At 59.2% G+C, this 26,991-nt stretch carries 25 protein-coding genes and 1 tRNA gene; 10 read left to right on the top strand and 16 right to left on the bottom strand.

Annotation, left to right across the window (positions count from 1 at the left end; genetic code table 11):
• Positions 1–11: 11 nt before the first annotated feature.
• From ACIX8_RS02575 to ACIX8_RS02535, 9 genes are all read right to left on the bottom strand, one after another.
• On the bottom strand, positions 12–1,286 hold the full coding sequence (locus ACIX8_RS02575) for a molybdopterin molybdotransferase MoeA (RefSeq protein WP_014263757.1): 1,275 nt from the start codon (positions 1,284–1,286) through the stop codon (positions 12–14).
• Between the two features lie 73 nt (positions 1,287–1,359).
• Positions 1,360–2,559, bottom strand: a complete 1,200-nt coding sequence (locus ACIX8_RS02570) for a tetratricopeptide repeat protein (protein ID WP_014263756.1) — start codon at positions 2,557–2,559, stop codon at positions 1,360–1,362.
• A gap of 105 nt (positions 2,560–2,664) precedes the next feature.
• On the bottom strand, positions 2,665–3,375 hold the full coding sequence (queC, locus tag ACIX8_RS02565; RefSeq protein ID WP_014263755.1) for a 7-cyano-7-deazaguanine synthase QueC: 711 nt from the start codon (positions 3,373–3,375) through the stop codon (positions 2,665–2,667).
• Positions 3,372–3,647 (bottom strand): putative signal transducing protein, encoded by a 276-nt coding sequence (locus ACIX8_RS02560; RefSeq protein ID WP_014263754.1) that lies wholly within the window; start codon positions 3,645–3,647, stop codon positions 3,372–3,374. The genes queC and ACIX8_RS02560 overlap by 4 nt, the downstream gene beginning before the upstream one ends.
• Positions 3,648–3,774: 127 nt before the next feature.
• Complete coding sequence (locus tag ACIX8_RS02555) at positions 3,775–4,593, bottom strand: DUF3108 domain-containing protein (RefSeq protein WP_014263753.1); 819 nt, start codon at positions 4,591–4,593, stop codon at positions 3,775–3,777.
• Positions 4,594–4,615: 22 nt separating this feature from the next.
• The gene (locus ACIX8_RS02550; RefSeq protein WP_014263752.1) at positions 4,616–5,215 is read right to left on the bottom strand and encodes a methyltransferase family protein; all 600 of its coding nucleotides are present in this window, start codon (positions 5,213–5,215) and stop codon (positions 4,616–4,618) included.
• Between the two features lie 26 nt (positions 5,216–5,241).
• Entirely contained in the window at positions 5,242–6,267 is a 1,026-nt protein-coding gene (locus tag ACIX8_RS02545) for a glycosyltransferase family 9 protein (RefSeq protein ID WP_014263751.1), read from the bottom strand.
• The gene (gene lpxK, locus ACIX8_RS02540) at positions 6,264–7,382 is read right to left on the bottom strand and encodes a tetraacyldisaccharide 4'-kinase (RefSeq protein WP_014263750.1); all 1,119 of its coding nucleotides are present in this window, start codon (positions 7,380–7,382) and stop codon (positions 6,264–6,266) included. Before lpxK ends, ACIX8_RS02545 begins: the two co-directional genes overlap by 4 nt.
• Positions 7,379–8,668, bottom strand: coding sequence for a 3-deoxy-D-manno-octulosonic acid transferase (locus ACIX8_RS02535; RefSeq protein WP_014263749.1), 1,290 nt, complete (start codon positions 8,666–8,668; stop codon positions 7,379–7,381). The genes lpxK and ACIX8_RS02535 overlap by 4 nt, the downstream gene beginning before the upstream one ends.
• A 64-nt stretch (positions 8,669–8,732) precedes the next feature.
• Between ACIX8_RS02535 and ACIX8_RS02530 the strand changes: the two genes are divergently transcribed.
• The 4 genes from ACIX8_RS02530 (at position 8,733) to ACIX8_RS02515 (ending at position 12,812) form a co-directional block, all read left to right on the top strand.
• Positions 8,733–9,401 carry a hypothetical protein gene (locus ACIX8_RS02530; RefSeq protein WP_014263748.1) on the top strand — a complete coding sequence of 223 codons (669 nt, stop codon included), beginning with the start codon at positions 8,733–8,735 and terminating at the stop codon, positions 9,399–9,401.
• Between the two features lie 137 nt (positions 9,402–9,538).
• Positions 9,539–9,925 (top strand): GNAT family N-acetyltransferase, encoded by a 387-nt coding sequence (locus tag ACIX8_RS02525; protein WP_223295455.1) that lies wholly within the window; start codon positions 9,539–9,541, stop codon positions 9,923–9,925.
• 329 nt (positions 9,926–10,254) lie between these two features.
• Positions 10,255–11,616 (top strand): methylenetetrahydrofolate--tRNA-(uracil(54)-C(5))-methyltransferase (FADH(2)-oxidizing) TrmFO, encoded by a 1,362-nt coding sequence (gene trmFO / locus ACIX8_RS02520; RefSeq protein ID WP_014263746.1) that lies wholly within the window; start codon positions 10,255–10,257, stop codon positions 11,614–11,616.
• Between the two features lie 62 nt (positions 11,617–11,678).
• Complete coding sequence (locus ACIX8_RS02515; RefSeq protein ID WP_014263745.1) at positions 11,679–12,812, top strand: DUF7544 domain-containing protein; 1,134 nt, start codon at positions 11,679–11,681, stop codon at positions 12,810–12,812.
• 63 nt (positions 12,813–12,875) lie between these two features.
• Here the strand turns inward: ACIX8_RS02515 and ACIX8_RS02510 are convergent, their stop codons facing one another.
• Positions 12,876–13,283 carry a YidB family protein gene (locus ACIX8_RS02510; protein ID WP_014263744.1) on the bottom strand — a complete coding sequence of 136 codons (408 nt, stop codon included), beginning with the start codon at positions 13,281–13,283 and terminating at the stop codon, positions 12,876–12,878.
• 110 nt (positions 13,284–13,393) lie between these two features.
• Between ACIX8_RS02510 and ACIX8_RS02505 the strand changes: the two genes are divergently transcribed.
• The gene (locus tag ACIX8_RS02505) at positions 13,394–13,789 is read left to right on the top strand and encodes a RidA family protein (RefSeq protein WP_014263743.1); all 396 of its coding nucleotides are present in this window, start codon (positions 13,394–13,396) and stop codon (positions 13,787–13,789) included.
• 34 nt (positions 13,790–13,823) lie between these two features.
• Here ACIX8_RS02505 and ACIX8_RS02500 read toward each other — a convergent pair whose 3' ends face one another.
• Both ACIX8_RS02500 and ACIX8_RS02495 read right to left on the bottom strand, forming a co-directional pair.
• Positions 13,824–15,392, bottom strand: a complete 1,569-nt coding sequence (locus ACIX8_RS02500) for a VWA domain-containing protein (RefSeq protein ID WP_014263742.1) — start codon at positions 15,390–15,392, stop codon at positions 13,824–13,826.
• Between the two features lie 138 nt (positions 15,393–15,530).
• Positions 15,531–19,160, bottom strand: a complete 3,630-nt coding sequence (locus tag ACIX8_RS02495; protein WP_014263741.1) for a carboxypeptidase regulatory-like domain-containing protein — start codon at positions 19,158–19,160, stop codon at positions 15,531–15,533.
• An 880-nt stretch (positions 19,161–20,040) separates the two neighbouring features.
• On the opposite strand from ACIX8_RS02495, the gene msrB reads away from it, so the two are divergent.
• On the top strand, positions 20,041–20,466 hold the full coding sequence (gene msrB / locus ACIX8_RS02490) for a peptide-methionine (R)-S-oxide reductase MsrB (RefSeq protein ID WP_014263740.1): 426 nt from the start codon (positions 20,041–20,043) through the stop codon (positions 20,464–20,466).
• A gap of 176 nt (positions 20,467–20,642) precedes the next feature.
• Here msrB and rpmB read toward each other — a convergent pair whose 3' ends face one another.
• The 3 genes from rpmB to ACIX8_RS02475 form a co-directional block, all read right to left on the bottom strand.
• A complete protein-coding gene (gene rpmB, locus ACIX8_RS02485) occupies positions 20,643–20,831 on the bottom strand; it encodes a 50S ribosomal protein L28 (RefSeq protein ID WP_014263739.1) in 189 nt (62 codons plus the stop codon).
• A gap of 122 nt (positions 20,832–20,953) precedes the next feature.
• Positions 20,954–21,030: transfer RNA gene (locus ACIX8_RS02480), tRNA-Val, on the bottom strand.
• 81 nt (positions 21,031–21,111) lie between these two features.
• Positions 21,112–21,693, bottom strand: a complete 582-nt coding sequence (locus tag ACIX8_RS02475) for a CDP-alcohol phosphatidyltransferase family protein (RefSeq protein ID WP_150110465.1) — start codon at positions 21,691–21,693, stop codon at positions 21,112–21,114.
• 183 nt (positions 21,694–21,876) lie between these two features.
• On the opposite strand from ACIX8_RS02475, the gene ACIX8_RS02470 reads away from it, so the two are divergent.
• The 3 genes from ACIX8_RS02470 (at position 21,877) to ACIX8_RS02460 (ending at position 24,145) form a co-directional block, all read left to right on the top strand.
• The gene (locus ACIX8_RS02470) at positions 21,877–22,335 is read left to right on the top strand and encodes an RrF2 family transcriptional regulator (RefSeq protein WP_014263737.1); all 459 of its coding nucleotides are present in this window, start codon (positions 21,877–21,879) and stop codon (positions 22,333–22,335) included.
• 86 nt (positions 22,336–22,421) lie between these two features.
• Positions 22,422–23,693, top strand: a complete 1,272-nt coding sequence (locus tag ACIX8_RS02465; RefSeq protein ID WP_014263736.1) for an IscS subfamily cysteine desulfurase — start codon at positions 22,422–22,424, stop codon at positions 23,691–23,693.
• 221 nt (positions 23,694–23,914) lie between these two features.
• Complete coding sequence (locus ACIX8_RS02460; protein WP_014263735.1) at positions 23,915–24,145, top strand: hypothetical protein; 231 nt, start codon at positions 23,915–23,917, stop codon at positions 24,143–24,145.
• A gap of 235 nt (positions 24,146–24,380) precedes the next feature.
• Here the strand turns inward: ACIX8_RS02460 and ACIX8_RS02455 are convergent, their stop codons facing one another.
• Positions 24,381–25,298 (bottom strand): ankyrin repeat domain-containing protein, encoded by a 918-nt coding sequence (locus ACIX8_RS02455; RefSeq protein WP_014263734.1) that lies wholly within the window; start codon positions 25,296–25,298, stop codon positions 24,381–24,383.
• A gap of 189 nt (positions 25,299–25,487) precedes the next feature.
• On the opposite strand from ACIX8_RS02455, the gene ACIX8_RS02450 reads away from it, so the two are divergent.
• Positions 25,488–26,951, top strand: coding sequence for a zinc dependent phospholipase C family protein (locus ACIX8_RS02450; RefSeq protein WP_014263733.1), 1,464 nt, complete (start codon positions 25,488–25,490; stop codon positions 26,949–26,951).
• Positions 26,952–26,991 lie beyond the last annotated feature (40 nt).

Raw genomic sequence — 26,991 nt, 5'->3', positions numbered from 1 at the left:
ATGGCATGATGCTACCGCAGCAATACACGCACCGTCTCGCCTGCCCGAAACACCTCAGCCCCCACCGGCAACACCGCATAGCAATTTCCACGAGCATTCGCCGCCACATCCCCCGAACCCTGCCAGCCGATGACACGCACCGTCACCCCATCCCAGGCGCTCACCAGCTCGGCAGGCAGGAATCGCGTCACACGAGCGCCGCCCTTCACGTCCTCGGCCAGGCGAGCTTCGACGAAGCGCGGCACAAGGTCCGACCGTCCTGCCAACGCCTTCAACAGTGGCGCAGCAAACAGATGAAAACACACCTGCGTCGACACCGGATTCCCCGGCAGCCCCAGAAAATAGGTCCACTGACTCGCTGACTTGCTGACTTGCTGGCTCGCTGCCCCCTTTGGCAGCCTGCCGAAGACTACCGGCTTGCCCGGCTGGATCAGAGCCCCGGTAAAGAAAAACTCCGCGCCACTCTCTGTGAGCACCTGCTCCACGAGATCATACTTGCCCATCGAGACCCCGCCCGAAAGCAGCAAAAGATCCGATTCCCGCCCCTGCGCAATGCGCTCCCTGAGGTCCTCCAGTGTGTCCCGTGCAATCGGGAGCTGATGAGCCTCGCCGCCCTCGGTCTGAACCAGCGAAACAAGAGCGTAGCTGTTCGAGTTGCGAATCTGCCACGGCTCGGGCACGGTGTTGAGTTCCACCAGCTCATCTCCGGTGGAGATCACCGCAGCCACCGGCCTGGCAAATACCTCCAGGCTGGCGCACCCGCAGCTTGCGGCAACGGCCAGTTCAGCGGCGCCCAATACGCGTCCCACAGGCAGCAGAGAGTCCCCTTCACGGGCCTCAGCGCCCCGTGGAACGACGTTCTCGCCCACGCGCACCGTACGCCCCTCGGCAACACGAAGCGCGTCTCCCTCAAGGGCCGTGTGCTCCACCATCAGCACAGCCTCTGCCCCCGCCGGCAGCGGAGCCCCCGTCATGATCTCGAGGGCCTCGCCCGCAGCGAGCGGCTGGCCTTGCCAACGCTCCCCCGCGCGAATTGAGCCTGCCACCCGCAGCGCTCGCCCAGAAGCGATATCGGCCGCGCGGACAGCATAGCCATCCCGCGTCGAGCGGTCGAACGGCGGCTGATCGCGCTCGGCAGCAATCGCCTGCGCCAGCACTCGTCCGGCAGCCTCGAGCAAAGGCAGCGACTCCCTCTTGCCCGGCAGTCCGAAGCTGCGTGCCTGCGCCAGTACGGCAGATAACGCCTCGTCGAACGGCAGCACTCTTTCGCGCGTCTTTTCAGTCACGGGCTCCTCCGGAGACGAAAAGGCCCTGGCCTATACAAAGGGCCAGGGCCTTACGACATCTCTCAACTGGAACTTACTTCTTACCAGCTTTGTACTTCGTGTCGATCTTCACATCGAAGCCAGCCAGAATCTCCTTGACGGTTTGAGCGCTTCTACCATCCGGAGCCAGTTCAAGATACTTCTGATAGGCCTCGATGCATCCCGGAGGCGCCACAGGCTTCTGCGTCTTGGGATCGACCGTTGCATTTCCGATGAGCGCCTGGCCCTTGATGAAGTAAGGATCGGGACGGGTTGGGTCGGCGGCGATGGCCTTGTTGGCAGCAGCCAGAGCAGGCTCCATCTGGTTGGTATTGAACAGCACAGCGGCTTCATTGCCGTAGTACATGCCCGCCTTGGCGGGGTCCAGCTTGACAGCGTTTTCGTAGGCTGCCTGGGCATCCTGGATCTTGCCTGCCTTGGCCAGACTGTTGCCCATCGAGTTGTAGGCGATGGCCTGGTCCGCCGGACTCGGCTTCTTCGATGCCGCCATCAGATCGGCACCCTTCTTGAATGAGTCCGCAGCCATGGTGTAGTTCTTCACGACATCGTCGTCGGATGTAGGCAGCTTACCGGCAGCCCGGTCGTCCTTGGCAAGATGATCGCCCTGTGCGACCAATGTGTCGCCGTAGGTGATCCAGAGCAGACCTTCATCGGGCTTGGAGTCGACAGCCTGCTTCATGCTGGTGACGTCCTTGCTCACATCGTCCTTTGAAGCAGCCGCCGCAGCCAGGTCGGCGCGCACGGTCTTCAGGGTCGCATTCAGGTTGCCGATGACCTTGTTCGCTTCCATCGCCTCGCCAGCATGCTTCTTGTACTCCGCCAGCGCTGCCTTGTCCGCGTCACTCATCTTGTCGACGTACTCTTTGCGGCTGAGGTCGAAGTTCAGGGTCTTGTCTTCGCCGGCAACAAACTTCGAGCTCTCAACGAAGTCAAGGTTCTTGTCCGCCTGAACGATATCGACGAAGTAGTCACCGGGCTCGATGCCCGTCCCCTTGTAGTCGCCGTTTTCGTCTCCCGTGAACTTGTAGACCCACTTGCGGTTCTTCACCTCGCCGCTGTGGTCCTTCGTAAACTGTACGGTCACGTTCTTGAGCGGCATACCTGCCGGGTCATTCAAATGACCGTGAACGCTGGCCGGAGCCGCTGCCTGTTGCGCGATCCCCACGCCTGTACCAAACAGCGTCGCCGATGCGAGCACTGCCGCCTGAAATACCATCATTCTGCTCTTCGCCATTTGCATCCTTCTTTCCTTGTGCGAGGCCTTGCAGCCGATTACTGCCCGCCATTCGCTCGTGCAGATCTTGTTTTGCCAGTCTCTGTCTTGCCAGCCTGGGTTTCGTCAGTTCGAACGTTTTGGTTCTGCGTACGGAATCGGATCGACCGCCCCAGCCTCGGCAAACGCTCGCAACCGCAACACGCAGCTCTCGCATACGCCGCAGGCCTCGGTTTCACCCGAGTAGCACGACCAACTTACATGTAACGGTGCGCCCAATTCAACTCCCAACCGTACGATCTCGCTCTTGCGCAGGCGAATCAGCGGCGTTACCACTGCAATTTCGCCTTCTTTCGTGCCTGTTCTGATCAACTGGTTGAATGCCTCATAGTAGGCTGGCCGACAGTCCGGATACCCGGAACTGTCCTGCTCCACCGCGCCGATGAATACCGTCGTGGCGCCCAGCACCTCCGCCCAGCTCACCGCCGCGCTCAGAAAATGCGCATTGCGAAAGGGAACATACGTCACCGGAACTTCGCTGCCGGTGCGGTGGGAGGTCTCGTCCGCATTCTCATCCCCCGCTTCCGGCACGGCAATCGAGCTGTCGGTCAGGGCCGAGCCGCCGATGCGCCGAAACAGGTCTGTCTTCAGCTCCAGCAGATCGTGCAGACCCACAGCCGCCGCCACGGCGCGAGCGGAGGCCAGCTCGCGCGCCTCGGTCCGCTGGCCATAGCTGAAGTGCAGGCCATAACTCTCGTAGTCGCGAGCAGCCAGCGCCGCACAAACGGTCGAATCCATGCCGCCCGAAAGACAGACGACAGCCTTCGGCCGGCTCACCTTACTTCACCTTCATCTGCAATTTCGGCAGCCGTCACCGTCTCCATCGACTCCGGGGTGTCCACCGCTCCATCGACGACCGCGCGAGCAGCCGCTTCATCCTCGGACCGTACCAGCAACCGTGCGGTAAACGCCGAGGGAATCATGCTGTTCGCATTTCCACCCTGCAGGAACGATTCAACGCCGGCCGACTCCAGCGCAGTCTGCGCCAGGTTGGCATCGACGGGGTCTTGAAAGGTTGCGATGGTTACAAATTTCGTGTCTTCGCTCATTAGGGGGCTCGCCTCTGAATTTCTAAATCGTGCGGATTTCTAAATCGTGCGTCTCTCAACTAGGATGCGTTTCGAGGCGACCGCATCTCTCAATGTTTTGCGGGTCGCTTACGCCCATCGAATCTGCTTACTTCAGATCAATCGACTGCAGATGAAAGGTGATCGTACCCCAGAACAGCTTCGCCTGCATCTGCACCGGAATATGCCGTGGATCGTCGGTGTACCAGATCCAGATGTGCCCGCGGTTTTTTACGACACCCTCCTCGGCCGTCGCCTGCACCTTGACAGTCTGGAACGTGCCGGCGGGCGTCTTGATCTCTTCGCGGCTCTCGACCTTCATCCCGACGGTTACTGTCCGCATGGAATCGGCCAGCGGAAACGAGACGATCTGGCCGACGTTCAACGGCTGAGACTGCGTATAGAAGATCGCCGCCAGTGAATCCGTCACGCAGGCCGGAACATTTGCCTCCTGGTGCGTCGCTGTGCCCTTCACCAGGTTGCGCTCATTCTGTATCTGCTTGCCGCGAGCGTTGTCGAAGATGAGCTCGCTGGCGATCTTGCGGCGGCCTTCCTGGATCTGCTTATTGAAGCCGGTCGAGCAGCCGGTCTTCAGATCGAAGCCGGACTGGAAACGGTCGACTACGGGGAACAGCAGGTTCACCGCTCCGATAGAATCCGCCGTGGCCGAGAGCTTTTGCACTTCGCCCACCTGGTCGAGATGAAACACCGCCGTGCCTGCGGTAAACACACGCCAGTCCACGGTAAAGGTCAGGGTCTCATGCTGCGGATACATAAAGCCCGGTTGCGGGGCCTGCAGGACAGGGATTGGCTTCTGCGCCACAGGCTTGGGCGGAGAGAAAAGCTGCGCATGGGCGAGGACGGAACTGGTGAGTCCACAAGCCATCGTGCAGAAGGCCAACGCGACCGAAAACATCCGAGCCTTCAAATCGTTTATCTCCTGTGGGTTTTTATGAGCGCCCGTGAAACAGTACCATTCGCAAAATCAGGGCCGCATAGATGGCGGCAGCGCCCATAAGAGCATTGTACTCGCGGTGATGCTGATAGCGCTCCGCAGAGAACCTTCCGCTCCCCGCCGCATTAGACTCGCCAAAACGCGCAGGCGTTAGCCTCGGCAGCAGCCGAGGAACGCGCCGCGCATACTCATCGAAGCCCGCAAACGTTGCACGGAGAAAGATTTCCTCAGAGAGGATCGTCGGCACATAGATCGCGAGAAACATCACCGCCAGCAACAAACCAAGCCACCATCGGGACACGGGATCCACCGCCACGGCAAAGCCGAACGCAATTCCCATCGATCCCAGGTACAGCGGATTGCGCGTGTACGCATAGGGACCAGTGTGCGTAAGCTCCGCGTTTTTCTTGACATAGCCTGCGGCGTAGCCGCGCAGCCAGAGACCGGGCAGCACCAGCGCGAGGCTCCACGCCAGCGTTTGCCAAGTTGAATGTGCGAATACCAGAAAGATCGCAGCCACGACAAACCCCAGCGGCACGCGCGCGCGCCGTGCGAACTTCTGCCATCGTGTCTTGCCCTGTGTTGCTGAACCCATCCGGCTATTCTCTCAAATGATCTGGACTACGTCCCACGCACCTGACGCACAGCTTCGAGCACGCTCTCCACGGTGATCCTCGCCAACCCCGGATCGCCCTCCGCAACATGCTTGTAGCTTGTGATCGAGGACGCATCGCGCAACACACGCTTGGCTCCCGGCCCCCACGGTCCGTTACGCGCCGGATCGGTCGGGCCGAAGAGCGCTACCAGAGGAACACCAAGGGCCGCGGCTAAATGCGTCGGGCCGGAATCGCCGCCAATAAATAGGTCTGTCCGCCGCATCAGGGCCACCAGCCCGGTAACGTTGCAGACCACCATCCTCGCGGTTCCCCTGCTCGCGGCCACAACCTCGTTGGCTACAACGTCATTCTTGTGCGGTGCGTTCACGACGACATCGAACCCCATCGCCCGAAGTTCCAACGCCAGAGCACCAAATCTGGCAGTAGGCCAATGCTTCGCACCCCAACCGCCCCCGGCCCCCAGCACACATAGCGGACGAGACAACACAGCCTCCTCCTCCGCCCAGTGCTCGGCCCACGCCACGCGCGGCAGCGAGATCTCAACCGGGACAATCTTCAAGCCACAGGCTTCTCCCAGCAGCGCTGCGCCCTGCTCCACCACATGCGCTCCGCGCCGTGCGAGTCTTTCCGTGTAGAGGTTCACGGCCACGGCCTCGCGCGGATCGCTATAGCCGGCAAACTTGCGCGCTCCTGCCATGCGGCCGATGACCGCCGAACGCACCGTGCCCTGCATGTCGATGACAAGGTCATACCGCTCCGCGCGCAACACGGAGCGCAGATCGAGAACCGAGCGCAGCGTCGCAAGAGATATCGGCGCGCTTGACCAAAGCTTCGTCTCCGCCGCATGGATGCGATCGACCACCGGCCCTCTGATATCGTCCCCCACCAGCAAGGGGGCCCAGCGCGGATCGACGACCCAGTCGATCGTCCACTCGAGCCACTCCGGCTGCTGCTTCCGCAGCGCAGCCACGGCAGGCAACGCATGGAGCACATCGCCCAGCGCGCCGACGCGCACGATCAGCACTCTCACGAGAGGTGCGCCTCAATCGCGCGCAGAACCGCCTGTCCATCGACGAACTCCGCTTCGAGGGCAACGATCATCAGCAATCCAAAGGCCTCCAACCGTTCGCGCATCGCCGCAGTCAGTTTTACGGCGTCCTTCTCTGTCGACACAAATCCAGTTGCCTTCATCCCCTTCGCAACTTCGATGACACGGTCGATATCCGCCATCGTATACGCATGATGGTCACGAAAGGCAACTGTCTCCACAATCCCGCAGCCGGCTTCAGTGAGCATGGAGGCGAATCCCTCCGGCCGCGCAATCGCGCAGAAGGCCACGGGCCTCAGACCCGCGCCAAACACAAAGAGCGGCGCGGGAAAGCGCAACTTCCTTTGCACCGTCCAGATCTGCGCGCCTTCGCGAACCAGCGGCCAAACCTGCTTGGAGATCCCCTCCATCTCTTCCGCGCGCACCACTACTGCATCCGCGCGCTGCAGCGCCGCAAAACTCTCGCGTAGATTTCCCTCAGGCAGCAACTTGTCATTTAGATCTTCCGCCGTCACCAGCACGACATCGAAGGCTCGCGCCAACTGCCGATGCTGAAACCCGTCGTCCAGCAGATGCAAACCGCGCGTGCCTTCCGCAGCGTCCTTCTCTGCCTGCTCTCCCGCAAGAAACCGATCCGCTCCGACCCATACCGGCACATCCGTACGCCGCGCAATCAGCACGGGTTCATCTCCAAACTTGGCAGCAGAGAAGTCTTTGCCACCGCCATCGCTTGTCCTGTCGCCTTTGCTTGTGCCGTTGCTTTTGTCGTTGCTTTTGCTGTTCTGGTTGTCATTCCGAGCGTAGCGAGGAACCTGCTTCCCGGGACTGGCGACCACTCTCTCCACGCCACGTCCCTCGCGCCCATACCCCCGCGACAGCACATCCACCTTCCACCCGGCATCACGCAATATCGTCGCCAGCGCAATCACCACCGGCGTCTTCCCCGCACCTCCCGCCGACAGGCTCCCCACACTCACCACCGGCCATGAGAGCTTGCGCGTAGGCGGCACACCCATGCGCCGCAGAGCATCCTTCGCCGCGAGCACCGCCGCATACACCGGCACCAGAGGCTTCGCCCAGGGCCTGCGCGCGCTCATAGCTTCACCATCGCGACGATCGCCTCAACCGACCGCGCTGTCGCACCTTGCTGATCTTCAAACACCTGCCGCCCGCGCTGACCAACCGCCTGTGCCGCCTCGCGGTCCTTCAACATCCCCACCAAAACCAGCTCCAGTTCCTGCTTGTTCTGGACGATGCAGATACCATCCGACGCGCGCATCTTCCCTACGACATCGCGAAAGTTTTCAAACGAAGGCCCCATCACCACCGGCACTCCGAACTGCGCCGGTTCCAGGGGATTATGTCCGCCGGACTTGATCAAACTGCCTCCGACGAACGCGATATCAGCGAGACCATAGACCGAAGCCAGGTCGCCAATGGTATCCAGCAGCACCACTTCCAATGAGCCTTCCTGTGTTGGAACCCCATCACTTGCACGCGCAAATCTGTATTCCATGACAGCCGATTCAACAAGACCAAATCTCTCGGGATGTCGAGGTGCGAGCACAAGCAACGCATTGAATTCATTACGCGCTCTGCCCTCCCAGGCCTGAATCACCATCTCCTCTTCACTCAGGTCGTTGTTCGTTCCGCCACCCACAGTGCTTCCAGCCACTACTACCGGTCTGCCTGACGCTGCTTCACGAATGAGTTCCGCAATACGGCTCTGCCGCGGCGCGCGAACATCGTACTTCAGATTGCCGATAACCTTTACGGTCTCTCCCCAGGCACCCAGCGCGATCAGGCGACGCGCGTCCTCTTCACTCTGCGCGAGCCATAACGAAGGCTTCCGCAGCACGTATTGCCAGATGTCACGCACCGTCATCGTGCGCGCAAACGAGCGATCACTTACTCGCGCATTCACCACAGCTACAGGGACGCCTGCTCGTGCGCACTCATGCAGCATCCGAGGCCACAGTTCGCTCTCCATCAGCAAAAGAACTTCCGGCTTCAATGCTTGCAGATACCGCCGCACCATCCACGCGAAGTCGAGCGGCATATAGAACACCCGCTCCGCTCCGAATCTCTCGCGCGCCAGCGCCTGCCCGGTACGCGTCGTCGTCGAGACCACCACGCGAAACCCTTCTCCAAGCGCTGCTTCCAGCTCCCCTACCAGCCGCGATGCCGCAAGCACCTCACCGACGCTGACAGCGTGAACCCAGATCACACGCTTGCCACGCACCGCCTCGCACAAACGCGCGGGCACGCCACCCAGCCGCTCGCGCAGGCCCTCGCGATAACGCTCGGTCGTTGCCATCCGCAGCAGCCACCACGGCGAACTGAGCAGGAGTCCCAACGTCAGTAACAGGCTATAGGCCAGCATCACCACGCTCTTCGACCCGCCCTCTTTTGCTCGTCACACATAGCGAAGAGGATAATCGAATCGTATGCCCCGCCACTGGATATCGCTTGTTTTCGCCGCAATCCTCGTCTCTCTGACGACGGCATCGGCCCATGCCGAAAAGCCCCGCAAGCCCAAACCCGCGCAGCCCGCACAGCAATATCCCATGCACGACACCCACCCCGGCGAGCACGTCACCATCGCCGCCGAACCCGGCGACAGCAAAGAGACCGAGCCCAACACGCGCCTCGACTACTACCACCACGGCTTCATGCCCCTTCGCGTCATCGTCACCAATGACTCCGATCAGGCGCTCACGCTCGACGACGCTCGCATCCACTTCATCGCATCCGATAACACCGTCATCCCCGCCGCCACAGACGATGACCTGCAGCGCCGCCTCTTTTCGATGAAGTCCGTCACCGGCACAAAGATCCCCATGCCCGCGCCGATCCCGTCGATCACGATCCACCACAAGCCGATCAACAAACAGATTCTCGCCGATGACGACGACTTCGGCTTCCAGACCACAACCGTTGCGCCGCACACCACCGTCTCCGGCTACCTCTTTTACGACGTTCGCGAGATCGACGATCCCGTGCTCGAACACTCCCACCTCGAGCTACGCAAGGTCCGCTACGCCGCAACCAACAAACCTCTCGACACCTTCGATATCCCCCTAAAGCCCTCGACAGAACCCAAACCCTCGAAATAACGACTCGAATCTCATCTCTCGCATCTCGAACCTCTTATTTTCTTATGCTGAATATCCGCCCCGCCACGCCCGCTGACGTCTCCACCATCCTCGGCTTCATCCGCGAACTCGCCCTCTACGAGCGCGAGCCCGACGCTGTGATCGCCACCGAAGCCGACCTGCTGCGCGACGGATGGGGACCGGCGCCACGCTTCACCGCGCTCATCGCCGCCTACGACGACGCCCCCGCAGGCTTCGCGCTGTACTTCACCAGCTACTCCACATGGCTCGGACATCACGGCATCCGGCTTGAAGACCTTTATGTAACGCCCACCCTGCGCGGACGCGGTATCGGCAAGGCTCTGCTGGCGAAGCTCGCACGAATCGCGATCGACGAGGGCTGCCCGCGCCTGGAATGGGACGTGCTCGACTGGAACGAATCGGCCATTGCGGTCTACCACAGCATCGGCGCAATCCTCCAGACCGAGTGGCGCATCATGCGGCTGGCAGGCGAGCCGCTACACGCATTGGCAGTACAGTCTTAGCTCAAACCAAGATCGACCTGTCCATAGTTCTTCCTCACACCCCCACTGAATCGTCATCCTGAGCGTAGCGCCTCGCGCTTTTTGCGAGGTGCGAAGTCGAAGGACCCCGAGGGATTTGATCTCCCCCATAATGCCAGGACCTTTTCCACCACAACAGTTCAGGCTCGAGCGCTTGAGGTAGAAAAGGTGTGAAAGGCATGGGTAAGATTGCAACCTTCGGGGTCCTTCGACTCCGCGTCCCCAAAGGCCGGGACGCTTCGCTCAGGATGACGTCTCTGTGGGGACGTGAACAAAACGTCGTGGCTCCATCTGCCGTAACCTAAAGAGACATGAAGAAGATCCACATCATCGGCGGCGGCCTTGCCGGCCCCGAAGCCGCACTCCAGGCAGCCAACGCAGGCTGCGACGTCACCCTCTCCGAGATGCGCCCCGTGCGCTCCACCGAAGCCCATCAGACCTCCGATTTCGCGGAGCTCGTCTGCTCCAACTCCCTCAAGTCCGAGAGCGAAAACACCGCGCCCTGGCTGCTCAAACAGGAGATGCGCCGCGCAGGCTCGTTCCTGCTGCAGGCCGCCGATGCCAGCGCCGTGCCCGCAGGCCACGCGCTCGCCGTCGATCGCACCGAGTTCTCGCGCCGCGTGGCGGAGCTGATCGAACAGCACCCGCGCATCACCGTCCGCCGCGAAGAGATTACGCACCTCGACGAAAACAACGCCGACACGATCACGATCCTCGCCAGCGGCCCCCTCACCAGTTCACCCCTCGCCGCAGAGCTCCAGCGCCTCACCGGCGCAGAGCATCTCGCCTTCTACGACAGCATCTCGCCCATCGTCGACGCCAGCACCATCGACATGGACAAGGTCTACTTCGCCGCGCGCTGGGACAAGGGCACCGCCGACTACATCAACTGCCCCTTCACCAAAGAAGAATACGAAGCCTTCATGGACGCCCTCGCCACCGCCGAAAAAATCGAGCAGAAGGCCTGGGAGCAACTTCCCACGGACGGCAGCGTCACCGCAGCGCCGGAGAAGTTGCAGTACTTCGAAGGCTGTCTCCCTATCGAAGAGACCGCCCGCCGTGGCCGCGACACGCTTCGCTTCGGTCCGATGAAGCCTGCAGGACTTACCAATCCCAAGACGGGCCGCTGGCCCTACGCCGCCGTGCAACTGCGGCAAGAGAACCTCCGCGCCGACAGCTACAACCTCGTCGGTTTTCAAAATTCCCTGAAGTACGGCGAACAGGCGCGCGTTCTGCGCATGATCCCCGGCCTTGAACACGCCACCTTCCTGCGCTACGGCCAGATCCACCGCAACACCTACCTCCACGCACCCTCGCTGCTCACAGAGACCCTCCAGCTCAAAGCCCATCCCGGAATCCTGATCGCGGGCCAACTCTCCGGCATTGAGGGCTATACCGAGTCCATCGCCTCGGGCCTGCTCGCGGGGCGCTATGCCGCCGCACTGGCTCGTGGCGAACAGCCCGAACCCGCGCCGCGACTCACCGCAAACGGCTCTCTGAGTTACTACATTACCCACGCCGAGCATAAGAAATTCCAGCCCGCGAATATCACCTTCGACCTGCTGCCGCCGCTCGAAGAAGAGCTGCGCAAGAAGATTCGCGACAAGAAAGAGCGCCACCGCATTCAGTGCGAACGCGCGCTGGAAGCGTGGGATACGTGGCTGGCAAAATAATAACGCTCAAATCCCGTCCGGTGCGGTAGCCTTCCTTACAAGACTTTCCACCGAGGTGCAGCATGCGGCCACTCTCCGCCGTCGACGCTATCGCTCCTGCCTGGAACCACACACGCCGTCTGCTGATCGCGCCACGCAGCTGGCGTCTGCTGCTCAAGATCAGTGCGGTCGCCTTCTTCGCCAATGTGGGAGGCGGCAGTTTTTCAAGTCCCTACCCAGGACGAGACCATCTACCCGGCCTGTCACCAGCGATCTCCGCCTCTCTCTTCGCCGTGCTTCTTGTCATCGGCGGCATCGCTTCCTTGATTGCACTTGCCCTTTTCTATCTGGGCTCTCGACTGCAGTTTGTACTCTTTGAGATCGTGCTGCGCCGCGACACCACAGTCGCACCGATCTGGCGGCGCTATGGCCGTGCCACCTGGTACTGGATGGGGTTGAAGCTGGCCTTCTTCGCCATCGCACTGCTGTGTATCGCGCCGCTCCTCATCCCAATAATTCTCCACCTCATCCATGCCTTTGGGTCTGGAGCCAGCATGGAGCCGCAGAACTTCGCCGGCTTCTTTCTCGCGATTTTTGGATTCGGCCTCGCAATCTTTGCGGTCCTGATTGTCATAGGCGCAGGCTATACACTGCTGCACGACTTTGGATTGCCCTTCATGGCTTTGGAGGGCACCTCTCTCACAGAGACCGTACGCCGCGTCGTCAGCCTCGTCCGCGCCGAACCCGGCCAGATGTTTCTCTACCTTGTCATGCGCGTTTTATTGGCGTTTGCAGGAGCCTTAATCTTTGAAATGGCCCTGTTCTTCGGATTGCTGATCGCGCTCATCCCACTGGGTGGTCTCGGGGTTGTTCTGTGGGCTGTGTTGCATCATGCAGGGACCGGCGGCCACGTCCTGATGATCGCCGGCTGGGTAGTCCTGGGCATCATCCTCTTTGTCCTGCTGGTAGGGGCCGTCATCATGGCACTCGGCTATCTCCACACCTTCCTGCAGGCCTATGCACTGTACTTCCTTGGGGGCCGCTATCCGCTGGTCGGCCAATACCTCGAACCACTGTTGCCACCGCCGATGTATGCGTATCCCGGCGTTCCACCTGGAGATTATTCAGGGCATTACCCACCCGCTCAACCCGCTGAAGCTCCGCCGTCGCCCGCACAGGAGCCGGACTCGAACCCCGAACCCGATTCAAATACCTGATCGGCGCGGATAGACAGAAAAAGGGCGGGGACTGATCCCCGCCCTTCTCGTTCCATAAAACTCTTACAGAAACTTCTGCAACAACTGCCCTGCCAGTCCGCTGAACTGGCTCTGCTCCGGCGCCTGGCCGTTCGGAGCGAAGTGCGAGATCACCATCGGCATCACTGTCGCCAGGATGGTCTGCGCCATCTGCGGTGAAACGCCTGCCTTCTCCGCAGTCGCCTCGATCAAACCCGTACCGCCAAGTCCGGTCTGCACCTGCTCTGGCGTCGCCGTCTGCAGGGCTCCGCTGGCCCACTGCTCAACGTGCCCAGCCATGCCATTGTTTTGAAAGCCGTTGAGAATCGCCTGCACGCCTTCGGGATGCTCCTGAAGGGCCTGCATCAATCCACCCGCTACCTTCGCCTGATCGCTGCCGCTATTGGTCATAGCAGACGCCGCCATACCTTCTAATGAATCGAGCAATCCCATGTGGTTTTTCTCCCACAGGAATACTATTCGATTTCATAGCCGTCCCAGTGTCACAATTCGAGAAAATCATCGGCTTGCATGCACACTGCGCCAAAGGGCACAATCCAACCATGTCACAGAACAAGACCGCCATCTCGACGAAAGACGCTCCCGCCGCCATCGGCCCATACTCCCAGGCAGTACGCGTGGGCGACACGATCTATACCTCCGGCCAGATTCCCATCGACCCCGCCACGGGCGACCTGGTCTCCGGCGGCATTACCGAGCAGACAACCCGTGTGCTCGAAAACCTGAAGGCCGTACTCGGCGAAGCCGGTATCGACCTCACACACGTCATCAAGACCACTGTCTTTCTCAAGGACATGAAAGACTTCGCCGCAATGAACGCCATCTATGCGCGCTACTTTGCCCCCGAAGGCGTCGTCGCCCCCGCACGTTCGACCGTACAGGTGGCCGCGCTCCCCAAAGATGCGCTCGTAGAAATTGATTGCATCGCGAAAGAATAGGCCTCAGCCTAGTGCTCGGGCTCAGCGAACCAGATTACGGCTTCACGTTCGCTGAGCCCAGAGTCCCTGTCGCCGCATCGCGCATGACAAATCGAATACTCGCCGTACCCATCGGAGTCAGGAATGGGAAGGAGAACCCCACGCGCGAGGAAGGGCCGATGCCGATCTGGTCGCTGGCCTCCAGCCGCTCCTTCAACTCCGCGGCATGCTGGGCCAGCTCCTTGCCCTTGGCGGCATAGCAGACCTCGATCACTGTTACCTCGGCTAACCGGGAGCCATCCGGCTGTTCCGCAAAGTGCAGATCGTTGGCATTCACTAGCAGCGTGTAGCCATTCTTGCCCGGCGTAGCGTCGACATGCAGACCGCTGTAAACCAGAGTAGTTTTTGCCGCACTCAGCAGATCAAACTTCAAATCGGTGGACTGTTTCGCCTTGTTCGGCGCAACCGCTGCCACCGGCGCATCGCCGCCGAAGTAGCCCTCCCGCGTAATCACCCGCAGCGAAGGGTCCTTCATCGTCACACGAATCCTGCGATAAGGTCGGGTCGCACCGCTCGTGCTCGTCGGCGCATAGGCCAGCGTGTAGTACTCCGTGCCTTCCATCGAGACCTGCGCGATCTGCGACTCCAGATCGTTTCGTCCGCCGATCACACGACCGCCGGTCGCGGTAGCAAAGCTCTCGAAGGCCATATTGTCGCCATACGATCCAGTCGCTCCGCCCATCGCCGTGGGATCGATCTGTTGCGCATTCCCCGGATCGGCCGCCGCCGTACCCTCCGGGTCGATCGTGTATAGCGTCACGCGCGCTGCCAGCATACGATCGGTCACGCGCTGAATAGCAGCCAGCACCCTGTCGTAATCCGACTGGCTCATATTGTTCAGGTCGCCGGCCTTGCCATAGCCCGTGCCTACCCAGATGATGTTCTTTCTGCCTGGCACCCCGCGCACGCTCTCCGCAATCTGCGTCAGCGCACCAAGGGTCTTTACCATGCCGTTGTCCGCTCCGCCGTTGCCACCATTCAGGCTGTTCATCACGGTCGTAAAATCCAGGTCGCTCGTATGTTTCTTGATGCTTTCGAGCAGGTCGGCGCGGCTCTGCGTGTAGTCGTGCAGCACAGCAATCTTCATCGAACCAGCCGCCACAAACAGAGTCGGCACGGGCAGCACCTCCGGCTGCGCCTGGAGATACTTCTCCATCATCTGGCGCGCGTAAGCGAGATGATGAAAGGGCGTGTTCACCTCGTCGAACACCAGGATGTTTACCGGGGCATTGCCGATCTTCGGCAGGTCGGCACTGCTGTTCACGACCAGCCTCGCCGCCGATCCCGGAGGCATCTCATGCCCCGACGGCGGATCGAAGTTACGGATCGTCTGCGGCACCTTATCCTCGGTCACCGTGAACTGCGAGCGGTCGAGATTCGGAACAAAGTGTCCGGCCGAATCGATCACCACCACGTCCAACACCACCAGCCGCGAGGTGACGTGCAGCGTAGATTCTGGGGTCGGAGCCGCTTGCTCAGTCTGGCCCAGCATCGCCGGAGCCATAGCAGACAGGACAAACGTCAGAGGGAGAATCAAAGCGGTGCGAAGAGAGTAGTTACGCATAGGCCCTGAGGATAAGCGTTTGATTGCATACCTGTCTTGCATATTTCTAAAAAGTAGTGGTCCTTTCTAAGCACTCTTCCAAGACACAACAGGCGGCGAGAAAATCTCGCCGCCTGTCTGCTTGTTGCGGGTTAAGGGTTAGAACAAGATGCGACCACCTACCTGAAGGACACGATTGCCGAAGGTGCCGCCACTGACAGAGCCGTTGATTCTGCCGAATGATCCCGTAGCGGTCGGATTGCCGGGACCCGGAGGAATACCCGAGCTCAGCGTAAGGGTCGGGTTCGGCAGGTTCGTGAGATTGAAGACGTTCTCTGCCTCGCCGCGTAGCTGGAACTTCACGCGATCCGTGATCGAAAAATCACGGAAGAGCGATGCTGCGACAGCACGGCGTCCAGGTCCGTCCAACGCGTTCTGGCGAACGGTTCCATCGGAGTTGGCTGGGCCAGCACCGTTCTGTGGGCAGGCGGGAATCCCATTCAACGCGGCGTTGGCCACGCAGAACTGCGAATAATCAACCCACTGCTGCATCATGGCCGCGCGCGAATGGCCGTTATCTTTGACATGCGCACGCATAACGCCGGGTGCCAGATTCGGACGGTCGTTCGACACGCCATCGGCGTTATTGTCCGAGCCGGTGGTGATGTTGATGGGATTGCCGCTCTGCAATTGGATGATCGATGTGACCGTCCAGCCATTGACAATCTGGCGAACCACTTTGCTGGAGACACCGTACTGTGGCTTGTACACAAACGAGATGGCCACAATATGACGCTGATCGAAGTCCGACCGCTGACGGTCGAGGCGCTTGTTTCTCGGGTCCTCTGTTTCAGTGTTCGAGCTGTTGCCGGTATTGCCCGTGGTATCCAGATCTTCACTCTGCAACGACTTCGACCAGACATAGAAGCCCTGGATAGAGAAACCATGCGTGACGCGCTGTTGAGCCGTAATCTGAAGGCCGTTATAGTTGGCGCCTTCCGAAGACTGAATCTGCGAGATGCTGGAGAGGATCGGATTCGCTGCTGAGCCGCCGGCATAGCTCTTCTGGTTGAAGGGACGGCGGTTATTGACGGTGGCGGTGGTGTTAGCGTACGAGCAGTTCAGGGTCGTATCGGTGCACGAGGCTCCGGAGGCTCCAGCGCCGTTCAAGTTGAAGGTGGGGTAGTTGATATCCCATTCAATCGGCAGCTTACGTGAGAGAGAGGCTACGTAACTGCCCGAGAAGGCAAAGCTGTTGGTGAGCTGCTGCTGGAAGCCGAAATTGATCTGATAGATCTCCGGCCAGCGGAAGTTCGGATCCAGTGTGATCAGCGCCGCTGGCTTTACGACAAACTGCGGATTCTTGGAGTCGTAGATAAAGGGATAAGGCGAATGGCCTACTCCCCCAGCGATACAGGTTGCATCGCCGCCACAGAAATCCTTGGGATCGGTGGCGTATGGATCGCTAATATGAATCACATTGTTAAAGGTAGGACGGCCAGAGAATGGCTCGCCGTTGGACGGATAGGTGAAGAGATTCCCACCCACCGAGCCGTAGAAGATACCGGCCGCAGCGTGAATCACCGTGTGGCCGCCCGGATAGGGCTGCCAGGCCAAACCAACGCGAGGCGAGACGTGATCATATCGTGTTGGAACGCCACCCGCCGGTACTCCCGGATCGCCCGGAAGCAGAATTCCGAGAGGCAGAGAAGGCGCGACAGTGGACTGCTTGCCTGGGACGAATTGCATGGTCATGCGCTGCGTATCGGTCGGCGTCGTCTGGATGTCGTACCGGATGCCAAGGTTGATCGTTAGACTCGGCAGAGCGCGCCAGTCGTCCTGGAAGAACAGGCCATAGTTGAAGTAGTTAGCATTGGCATACACCGGAACGTCCTGCTCCATCGAGTTCGGGGAGCCGAAGAAGAAGTCCGTGATGGCAGCCGAAGAACGGTTCGCCGTGTTGGTATGGTTCGTGAAGCCGAAGGCGCCATAGTTGTTGAGGGTAGTCTGCTGGGCGTCGTTTTCGCGGTTGGCCTCACCACCGTAGTAAAGCGTGTGCTTGCCGTGCGTGCTGCTGACAACATCGCGAATAGCGTACACGTTGCTACCTGTCACAGGTCCTGTGATGGCGTTGCCCGCTGTAAACCAGGCGCTGGGAGCGAGCTGCGGCCGCGAGCAACCAGCCTGCGCCGGTACACCGCAGATCGTACCGGACGGCGTCTGCTCCGCGAACTTCGATCCGTAGTTCGCGAGACTTTCGGCCGGCGACGGCACACGGCCTCCGATGAGGCGAGTGTAATTCAACATCAACTGGTTCACTGTGTTGTTGCTGATCGTCCAGGTATGGGCGATGTTGGCATCATGCTGCGCAAACTTGTAATCGTGGACCACCCAGCCCAGGATGTTGTTACCGGATGGGTTCACGACAAAGTCGCCAGTCTCGTGGAAGTAGCTCATCGTCAGGCGCTGTCTCAGCGTCATCTGATAGTCGCCTTTGTAGAGCTCCTCGTCTGTCTTCTCGCGGAACGGGCTGAAGTCGCGGCGGGTATAGATGGTGTCAGAGGCCTGTGAGGGGTTAGGCGTTGGAATAAGCCCAGCCTTGAGGATGGCGGCGATGGAAGGATCGAAATCCGAGACAGGAACGATATTGCCAGGGTAAAAAGCAGGATCAGAGCCCGTCTTGGAGCGATAGGGATTGCAGGCCCAGAACTTCGTCGAAGATTGCTCCGCGACCGTGCAGTTCGTCTGTCCTGCCAGGACGGGGGTCGTGGGAATGTTCTCCGAGAAGTTGCCGGCATCCATCGCCGCACTGGGTACAGTGGTCGTCAGGATGTTATCCGAGATGTAGCGGAACCCCGCGTAAGACCCGAAGAAGAAGAGCTTGTTCTTAATCACCGGACCACCCAGCACGAAGCCGAAACGCTGCTGATTGTAGGGCGTCTTCGATGACTGGAGGTGCGTTGTAGCGTTGAAGTTGCGATCGCGGTAGAACTCGAAGACCGAACCATGGAAGTCGTTGGAGCCCGACTTCGTCAGTACCGAAACTACACCGGCCGAGTTGCGGCCAAATTGCGCAGAGAAGTTATTGGTGTCCACGCGGAACTGGCTGATCGCATCCGGGTTCGGCAGCGGGTTGCCCGTGTTGCGAACACCGGTCATGTTCGAGCCGCCATCCAGGTAATACGCAACCTGGCCTACGCCCGAGTCTGTTGAACCGTTGATCTTGACGTGCTGCTCAGGATAGCCAAGCGGGTTGATCACGCCGCCATTACCACCACTGCCCGCTGCGTTGTTGTTCTGAACACCCGGCGTTAAATCCAGCAGCGTATAGACATTGCGGTCGACCAGGGGAAGGTTGTCGATCTCGACGTTGTCGACTGTTCGGCCCAGTACGGAGTTACCCGTGTTCAGCAACGGGATGTCGGCTGTGACCTCTACCGTCTGCGAGGTGCCTCCCGCCTGCATGGAAAGATCCAGCTTTGCCTCTTCAGTAACGGTCAGCGTCAACCCCTCGCGATCAAGGGTCTTGAATCCGCTCGCCGAAACAGTCACCTTGTAAGGTCCGACCGGAAGGAAGTCGGCGCGATACTCTCCGGCATCGTTGGTCACAACCGTGCGGACAAACTGGGTGTCCGTCTGGGTAATCGTGACCGTCGCCTTGGGAAGAGCGGCACCGGTAGAGTCCGTAACCGTACCAAACAGAGTAGACGTAGACAACTGCGCTGAGGCCATCAGCGAAAAAGCAAACAGCATGAACATACAGCCAAGAACACGAACAAACTTCGACATGGCAGGTCTCCTCAAAATGAAACATGAAACAAGGCACAACGACACCGCGTAATTCTCTACAAAAGCGGTTGACTGAAGCGAAAAACACACTACTCTGAATTTTGTGCAATGCGCAAGTGAAAAATTTATAGGGACAAAGTTTGTTATCCCGTTCCGTATGGGACCCAATCCGCAACCGCTAAGCCGAAGAGGTATTGCTCCATAGCACCCGAGTCAAACGTTTGTCTCCACACAAACATCTTCTGTAACGAATGCGGAAAACCGCACTCGAAAAATTGGCACGCAACGCTGCTCCACGGAATGGCCCTGCCATTCCGTGCGACAGAATGCCGCTGGTTTGTCTGAATCCAGCCGCAACCGTTATAGAAAAGCGCTTGACTAATGCTCGGAACACACTACTCCCGGCTCACGATGTTGCGCAAGAGAAAAATGAACAAAATAAAACGAGCGTGTTTTTGCTGGTACTCCCTGGGCGGTAACGCTGGAGCGGAGGCGTAGCCGGAGTGACTGAATTGCCTTCCTCTGTGCTGCCAAGACTGTGCAGGACTCACCAAGGCTGTATCCGAGGCTAGGGCGACTGGTTTCGCTGCGACCAAAGAAGACAACTCAATCTACGGGCTCCACTCCGGCCTGCGCCAGCGAGGTATGCGGCTTCGACGCTGAGCTTGCGGCATAGCTGAAGCCATGCCCTTCCGATCCGACCCTCCACAAACTGTTTGCACAGTTCGATTTCGCTCCAGAAGCAATGGATGATAAGTCCTAAATCTAACTAACCAGAGCCTCAAGAAAGGTTCGTCATCCTCTGTCCTTCGGTCAACAGCCCACTGGACCGTCCGACCTCCGGCAGCATCTAATGAAGAAGAGCGGAGGAGAGACAACTATGCCTGAAACCACCATCACCGGCACGAAGCCTGCAAAGATCGAAAAGACCGACGCGGAGTGGCGCGCCATCCTCACCCCGGAGCAGTACCATGTCATGCGCGAGAAGGGCACCGAACGCCCCTTTACCGGCGTACTGACCAATAATCACGACGATGGCATGTACCATTGCGGCGCCTGCGACGCTCCCCTTTTCACATCCGAAACCAAGTTCGACTCCGGCTGTGGCTGGCCAAGCTTCTATGCCCCCATCTCGTCGGACGCCGTTACATCCCACGAAGACAACAGCTACGGCATGCGCCGCATCGAGATCACCTGCGCCACCTGCGGGGCCCACCTCGGTCACGTCTTCCCCGACGGCCCTAAACCCACAGGGCAACGCTTCTGCATCAACTCAGCCTCACTGGCGTTCGAGAAAAAGAGCTAAGAGCAGGAAACAGGAAACAGGAAACAAAAGTAGCAAACAGCAAAAAGCCCCGCCTGCAAGCGGGGCTTTTTATTGATCTTCAGATTTCGGATTTCAGATATGGCAGCAGATGCAGCAATGCAAACAGTATCCACAAGGACTACTGTTTGCTGTTTTCTACTTGCTGTTTCCTGCTCTTAGCCTTTTACGACTTTGCCGGTCTTGATGCAGCTGGTGCAGACCTTCACGCGCTTGGTCGCGCCGTTGGTAAGGGCCTTCACCGACTGAAGATTCGGGTTCCAGCGCCGACGGGTGACGTTGTGCGCGTGCGAGATGTTGTTACCGAACTGCGGGCCTTTGCCGCAAAGCTCACATACCTGTGCCATGACATTGCTCCAAACGAATCTTTTGCCCCAGAAGAGACTCCCAGCAACAACCCACGCGCAATCTGGATTCCGGAAGATTTCTCCGGTTGTATCCTGCCCGTCTAGCGGAGGGTGGAGAGGAGTGGTAGGCACGAGCGGATTCGAACCGCTGACCTCTACCGTGTCAAGGTAGCGCTCTAACCAACTGAGCTACGCGCCTCTGGTGCGTCTATTCAGTGTATCCGCAACTCGTCAGGCCCGCAACCCGGTTTTCACCGAAAGCAACATCCTCAATATCTTTTTATGCCTTCGGCGGAGCCACCGCGCCCGGCTCTTGTACTCGCCGGATCACGATCCACGCATACTCCGCGGCCGAAACCGGCGCCAGCAGGGCGATAGCCCAGAGCAGCAACATCTTCAGATCGTGCAGCCCCGACTGCGGAATTACCTGGCAGGTCATCACCGTCAAGACCCCAAGGATCTGCACGACGGTGTTTATTTTGCCCAACAGGCTCGGGCGGAAGTCGCGTAGCGTATTGGTGGCGAACAATAACGTAGCGATCAGCAGAATCCCGAGGTCGCGGCTAAAGACCAGGACCGTCACGTAGCGTGGAATCAGGCCCACATGCGTCAGCACCACAAAGAGCGTACTCAGCAAAAGCTTGTCGGCGATGGGGTCGAGATACTGCCCGAGCGTGGTTCGCTGCTGCAACCAGCGCGCCAGCAGACCGTCGAGCCCATCGCTCACTCCGGCCAGCCACAGCAGCGCAAACGCCGCCCGCCAGTGGCCGTCGAGAATCGTGATGACCAGAAACGGCAGAACGAACAACCGCAGCATAGTCAGCAGGTTGGGCGTGGCACGGAATTGACGAAAAGCATTCACAAAGTTGTATCGAATAACGAATCTTAGCCTACCGCAGGATGGCGTGCAGATGTCGGCTCCCGACGGCGCTGCCTCAGCAACTGCCAACTCCGACCGCATTGGTCTTGCTTACGAACCCTCCGCGCCGTACACTGAGAATGGCCGAAATTTACGCGACATGCGTTCAATTCGCCTTTGCCGATCATGCTGCGACTGACCAAAAAAGCGGACTATGGACTGATGGCGCTCAAGTACCTTGCCGAGCAGTCCACCAATGGTGCGCAATCCGCCAAGGATATCGCGGAGGCTTATCACATCCCTCCGCAGCTTCTGGCCAAGATCCTGCAGACGCTGGCCAAGTCCGGCCTGCTGGTTTCGCATGCCGGAACTAACGGTGGTTACGCGCTTGCCCGCTCGGCCCACGACATCTCGGCCTTCGAGGTGATTCGCGCCATCGACGGCCCGCTTTTTATCACTAGCTGCATTACTATCCACGGAACCTGCGACCTGCACGGTACCTGCACCATCAAAGAACCGTTGCGTAAGGTTAACGACAGCATCAAGGAACTGCTCAGCGGCATCCGCGTCTCGGATCTGATTGAACCGATCGAGGACTCTCCTGCTGCGGCCCTGGCTGGCGGTCTAGTGAGCATCGCGCTCTAGTTTTACTCGTAGTCAGCTCCCCCGCAGTTCAAAGCTGGCCGGAAACCATTTGTAATCAGCAACACCCAAGTTTAGGAGCGCACATCATGGCTGAAAGTATCGGAATTAACGTCACTCAATCGAACGAGCCCCTGCCCGCAGGCGTCAAGCTGCCCATCTATATGGATAACCACGCGACCACGCCGCTGGATCCGCGCGTGCTTGAGGCCATGATGCCCTACCTGACCGGCATCTTCGGCAACGCCGCCAGCCGCAACCACAGCTTCGGCTGGGAGGCTGAGTCCGCGGTCGAGAAGGCGCGCGAACAGATCGCCAAGCTCATCGGCGCCACCGCCAAGGAGATCATCTTCACCTCCGGCGCGACCGAGTCGAACAACCTCGCCATCAAGGGCATCGCCGAGATGTACCGCGAGCGCGGCAACCACATCATCACCCAGGTCACCGAGCACAAGGCTGTTCTCGACACCTGCAAGCGCCTCGAGAAGTCCGGCTACCGCATCACCTACCTGCCCGCGCAGGCTGATGGCCTGATCGATATCGAAGACCTGAAGCGCGCCATGGACGACCAGACGATCCTCGTCTCGATCATGTACGCGAACAACGAGATCGGCGTCATCCAGCCGATCCGCGAGATCGGCAAGCTCTGCCACGAGAAGGGTGTGCTCTTCCACACCGACGCTGTCCAAGCCGTCGGCAAGATTCCCGTCAACGTGATCGCCGACAACATCGATGTGCTCTCTCTCTCCGGCCACAAGATCTATGGCCCGAAGGGTGTGGGCGCGCTGTATGTTCGCCGCCGCAATCCTCGTGTACAGATCTCCGAGCAGATCAACGGTGGCGGCCACGAGCGCGGCATGCGTTCCGGCACGCTGAACGTTCCGGGTATCGTCGGTCTCGGCGCTGCTTGCGAGATCTGCCAGAACGAGATGGAAGCCGAAGCCGCCCGTGAGATCGAGCTGCGCGACTACCTTCGCGCAAAGCTGGAGAAGGCTCTCGACTACACGCAGGTCAACGGCAACATGGACCACCATCTGCCCGGCAACCTGAACATGAGCTTCGTCTACGTCGAAGGTGAATCTCTACTGATGGGCATCAACGACATCGCTGTCTCGTCCGGTTCGGCCTGCACCTCGGCCACGCTGGAGCCCAGCTATGTTCTCAAGGCCCTCGGCCTCGGCGACGACGTTGCCCACAGCTCTATCCGCTTCGGCCTCGGCCGCTTCAACACCAAGGCGGAAGTGGACTACGTCTCCGACAAACTGATCGACGTTGTTTCGAAGCTCCGTGAGCTATCGCCGCTGTACGAGATGGTCAAGGAAGGCATCGACCTCAGCAAGATCGAGTGGGCTGCTCACTAAGTTGTATTGGAAATCGCGGCATTTTTCAAAAGCTACGAACACAAAAAGAGCAGGCGCGTTACACAAAGCGTCTGCTCTTTTTGCGTTCATTGTGCTCTGCCGGAGAGCGCCAAGTGCGCTGTAAGGAACAGGCACCCTTCTTCAACAAACTTTGGATTCAGGCCACTGGAAGCGTTTCTATCCAGACAAGTACAATCGGGTGGATATCCTCTGGAGACCGCATGGAAAAGAGAATCCTCAGCGATACGAGCCGTTTTCTTCGAGTCTCACTTGTATTGCTTGCCATGCTGGCAGCAACAGCGATCGCCGACCGTTGCCTACACGCGACGTTTCGATACTGGCTTATCGTCTCGGCTGCCCCCATCGTGCTCGGAGGTTGCGGCACATTGCTTCTGTTTTATTTGGCAATGAAGCTGAAGCGGCAGGTACTGAAATTGCCAAAGGGCCTGTAATTTCAGCTAGGAACTATCCAAACCCCATTCATTCCTCGCGAATGAATGGGGTTTGTTTCTGCTTCTGCTTTTTTGTTTTTCTTGTTGTCATTCCCGAAGGGAATCTGCTGTTTGTTTGTACTGCCGCAAACGTCAATAAATTTCGCAAGGTAAAAGACCTAGCAGTGCAGCACCCCATGAAGCAGATTCCCTTCGGGAATGACAACAAGAAAAACAAAGGCACCACTTCTATCGATCAGTGCGCGCCCTTTTCCTGCAGCAGTTTGATGACCTGGTGCTTATCGTTCCTGATAGCCATCTGAAGTGGGGTACGACCGTGGTCGTCCTTGGCATTCACGTTGGCGCCTTTGGCCAGCAGGAGCTTCGTCACTTCTACATAGTTGCCGCCCCAGTCGTAGTTGGAATCATCATCCATAGCTGCACGGAATAGCGCGGTCTGGCCTTCGTTGTCCACGGCCTCGAGGTTCGCACCTTTAGCGATCAGCAGATCCACCGAATCAATGCGCTCCTCACTGACGGCATGCATCAGTGCTGTTTGTCCCTCTGAGTCCGCAGCGTCGATCTTGGCACCTTTCGCCAGAAGCATCGTCACGGCTTCGGTGTGGTCTTCGAGCGCTGCGTAAATCAACGCAGTGAAGCCGTTCCGATTTTTCGCTTCGACGTTTGCGCCTTTGCTCAAGAGCAGTTGCAGAATGTCGGTATTTACATAATTCAGAGCAGCCAGGTGAAGGGCTGTATCGCCACTTGTCGTCTTCGCAGTGGTATCGGCCTTTTTGTCCAGCAACATTTTCACGATCGCAAGGCGATCCGCATACTCACTGCGGAGAATCTTCCCGTCTCCACCTACGGCCCAGTTGAGAGGAGTCCCTTTAGAGTTGGACTTAGCTTCAACATTAGCGCCCTTAGCCAACAGCACCCGTACGGCATCAACTCTGGCGTGTTCGGTGGCTACCTTGAGTGGAGTCTGCTCGCTGTCATCCCGGCCTTCGATATCGGCTCCCTGCGCCAATAACGTCTTCACGACTTCGGCATTGCCGTCATCCGAGGCCTGAATCAGTTGCCGATTCAGTTTGTCGGAGCCGGATTGCCCGATAGCCAAACCGCTTAGCGATAGAGCGACACATAAGATGGCTGCGAAGCGCATTTCCTTCATGCTTGTCTCCTGATGAACGATTATCTTGTCGAGATTCTGCCCAGATCAGCAATTGCGCCGGGCAAGCGACGGTGTTCAATTTGAATACCGCGATTGATTTTATAGGGTGCCTTTGTTTTTCTTGTTGTCATCGAAGTCGAATGACAACAAGAAAAATAAAGGCTTCTGCTATACCCTTATCCGAACAACATGACTCTGGGCCTCCGCCTCGCGCTCGTCGCACTGCTCTGCATGCTCGGCCTCGCTCGCCCCGCAGGCGCCTACTCTGTACTGACCCACGAACAACTGATCGACCTCACCTGGGACAGCTCCATCGTTCCACTGCTGCTCAGCCGCTATCCCACGCTGACACCGGCGCAGATTGAGCATGCCCGCGCCTATGCCTACGGTGGCTGCGTCATCCAGGACATCGGCTACTACCCCTTCGGCGATGCCAACTTCTCCAACCTGACCCACTACGTCCGGTCAGGAGATTTCGTGGTCAACCTCTTCCGCAACGCCGGAAATGCCGATGAACTGGCCTTCGCCGCCGGCGCGCTCTCGCACTATATCGGCGACACCATCGGCCACTCCGAGGCCACCAACCGGGCTGTCCCCATCGAATTCCCTGCTCTCGGTCAGCGTTATGGCCTATCCGTGAACTACGCCCAGGGCGAGCACCAGCATGTGCAGACCGAATTCGCCTTTGACATCAACGAGATCGCGCACCACCGCTTCGCCCCCCTGCCCTACCTGCGCCACGTCGGTCTTCAGGTTCCCACTCGCCAACTCGCCCTGGCCTTCTACCAGACCTACGGTCTGCGCGAAGACTTCACCGACCACCGCCGCAGCCGTATCAATGTCCGTGGTTATCGCTTCGCCGTGCGCGGCTTCATTCCACGCATCGCGTTCGCCGTAACCCTGCTGCACCGCAGACACGAACCCTCGGACCTCACCACCGATCCCGACTTTCAGCGCCTGACCAGCGAACTCACCACCATCTCCCAGAAAAACCACTGGGACACCTACCGCGGTAAGGCTGGAGTCGGCACCTACTGCCTCGCCGGTTTTCTCTTCATTCTGCCCAAGGTCGGAGCGTTAAAACTGGTCGCGGTCAAAGGGCCCACGCAGCAGACGGAGGCCGACTATATCCACTCGGTTATGCGTTCAGCGGACCAGCTTGACGCCCAACTGCGCCGCTTCACCCCTCCCCCTGCGACGAAACTGACCGCCTCACTCGCCGCCTCAGAGGATACCCACTCCGATCCCGCCCCCTCGCAGCCGCTCCCCGCCCTCCCCGGAGCAGAACAACAGATCCCTCGCGGCTCTCACGACCCACACCATCCGCTCCTCAATCGCGATCTGGACACCGGCTATCCGGTCAGGCCCAGCGGCTATTCCCTGACCGACGCCACCTATGCTCGTCTGCTCCACATCCTGGCGCTGCACCCTGCCAACGCCGTTCCTCCCGGCATCAAGGCCGACATTCTCATCTACTACGCCGACCTAAGCCTCCCCTTTGCCACAAAAAATGATCCCTCCGCCTGGGCGACGGTTCAACAGGACCTCATTACCCTAAAGGCCATTCCAATCAACACCGAACCGCTGCCCTACCCCACCTACGGGACGGGCAACGAGGACATAATTCCCACGCCAGACAGCCCGGTGGAATAATCGCGCCCTTCCGAACCCTCCAGCTTCGGAGTATCATCTA

It is taken from the genome of Granulicella mallensis MP5ACTX8, assembly GCF_000178955.2.
Classification (GTDB): Bacteria; Acidobacteriota; Terriglobia; order Terriglobales; family Acidobacteriaceae; genus Granulicella; species Granulicella mallensis.
This window is presented reverse-complemented; position numbering and strand designations above follow the sequence as displayed.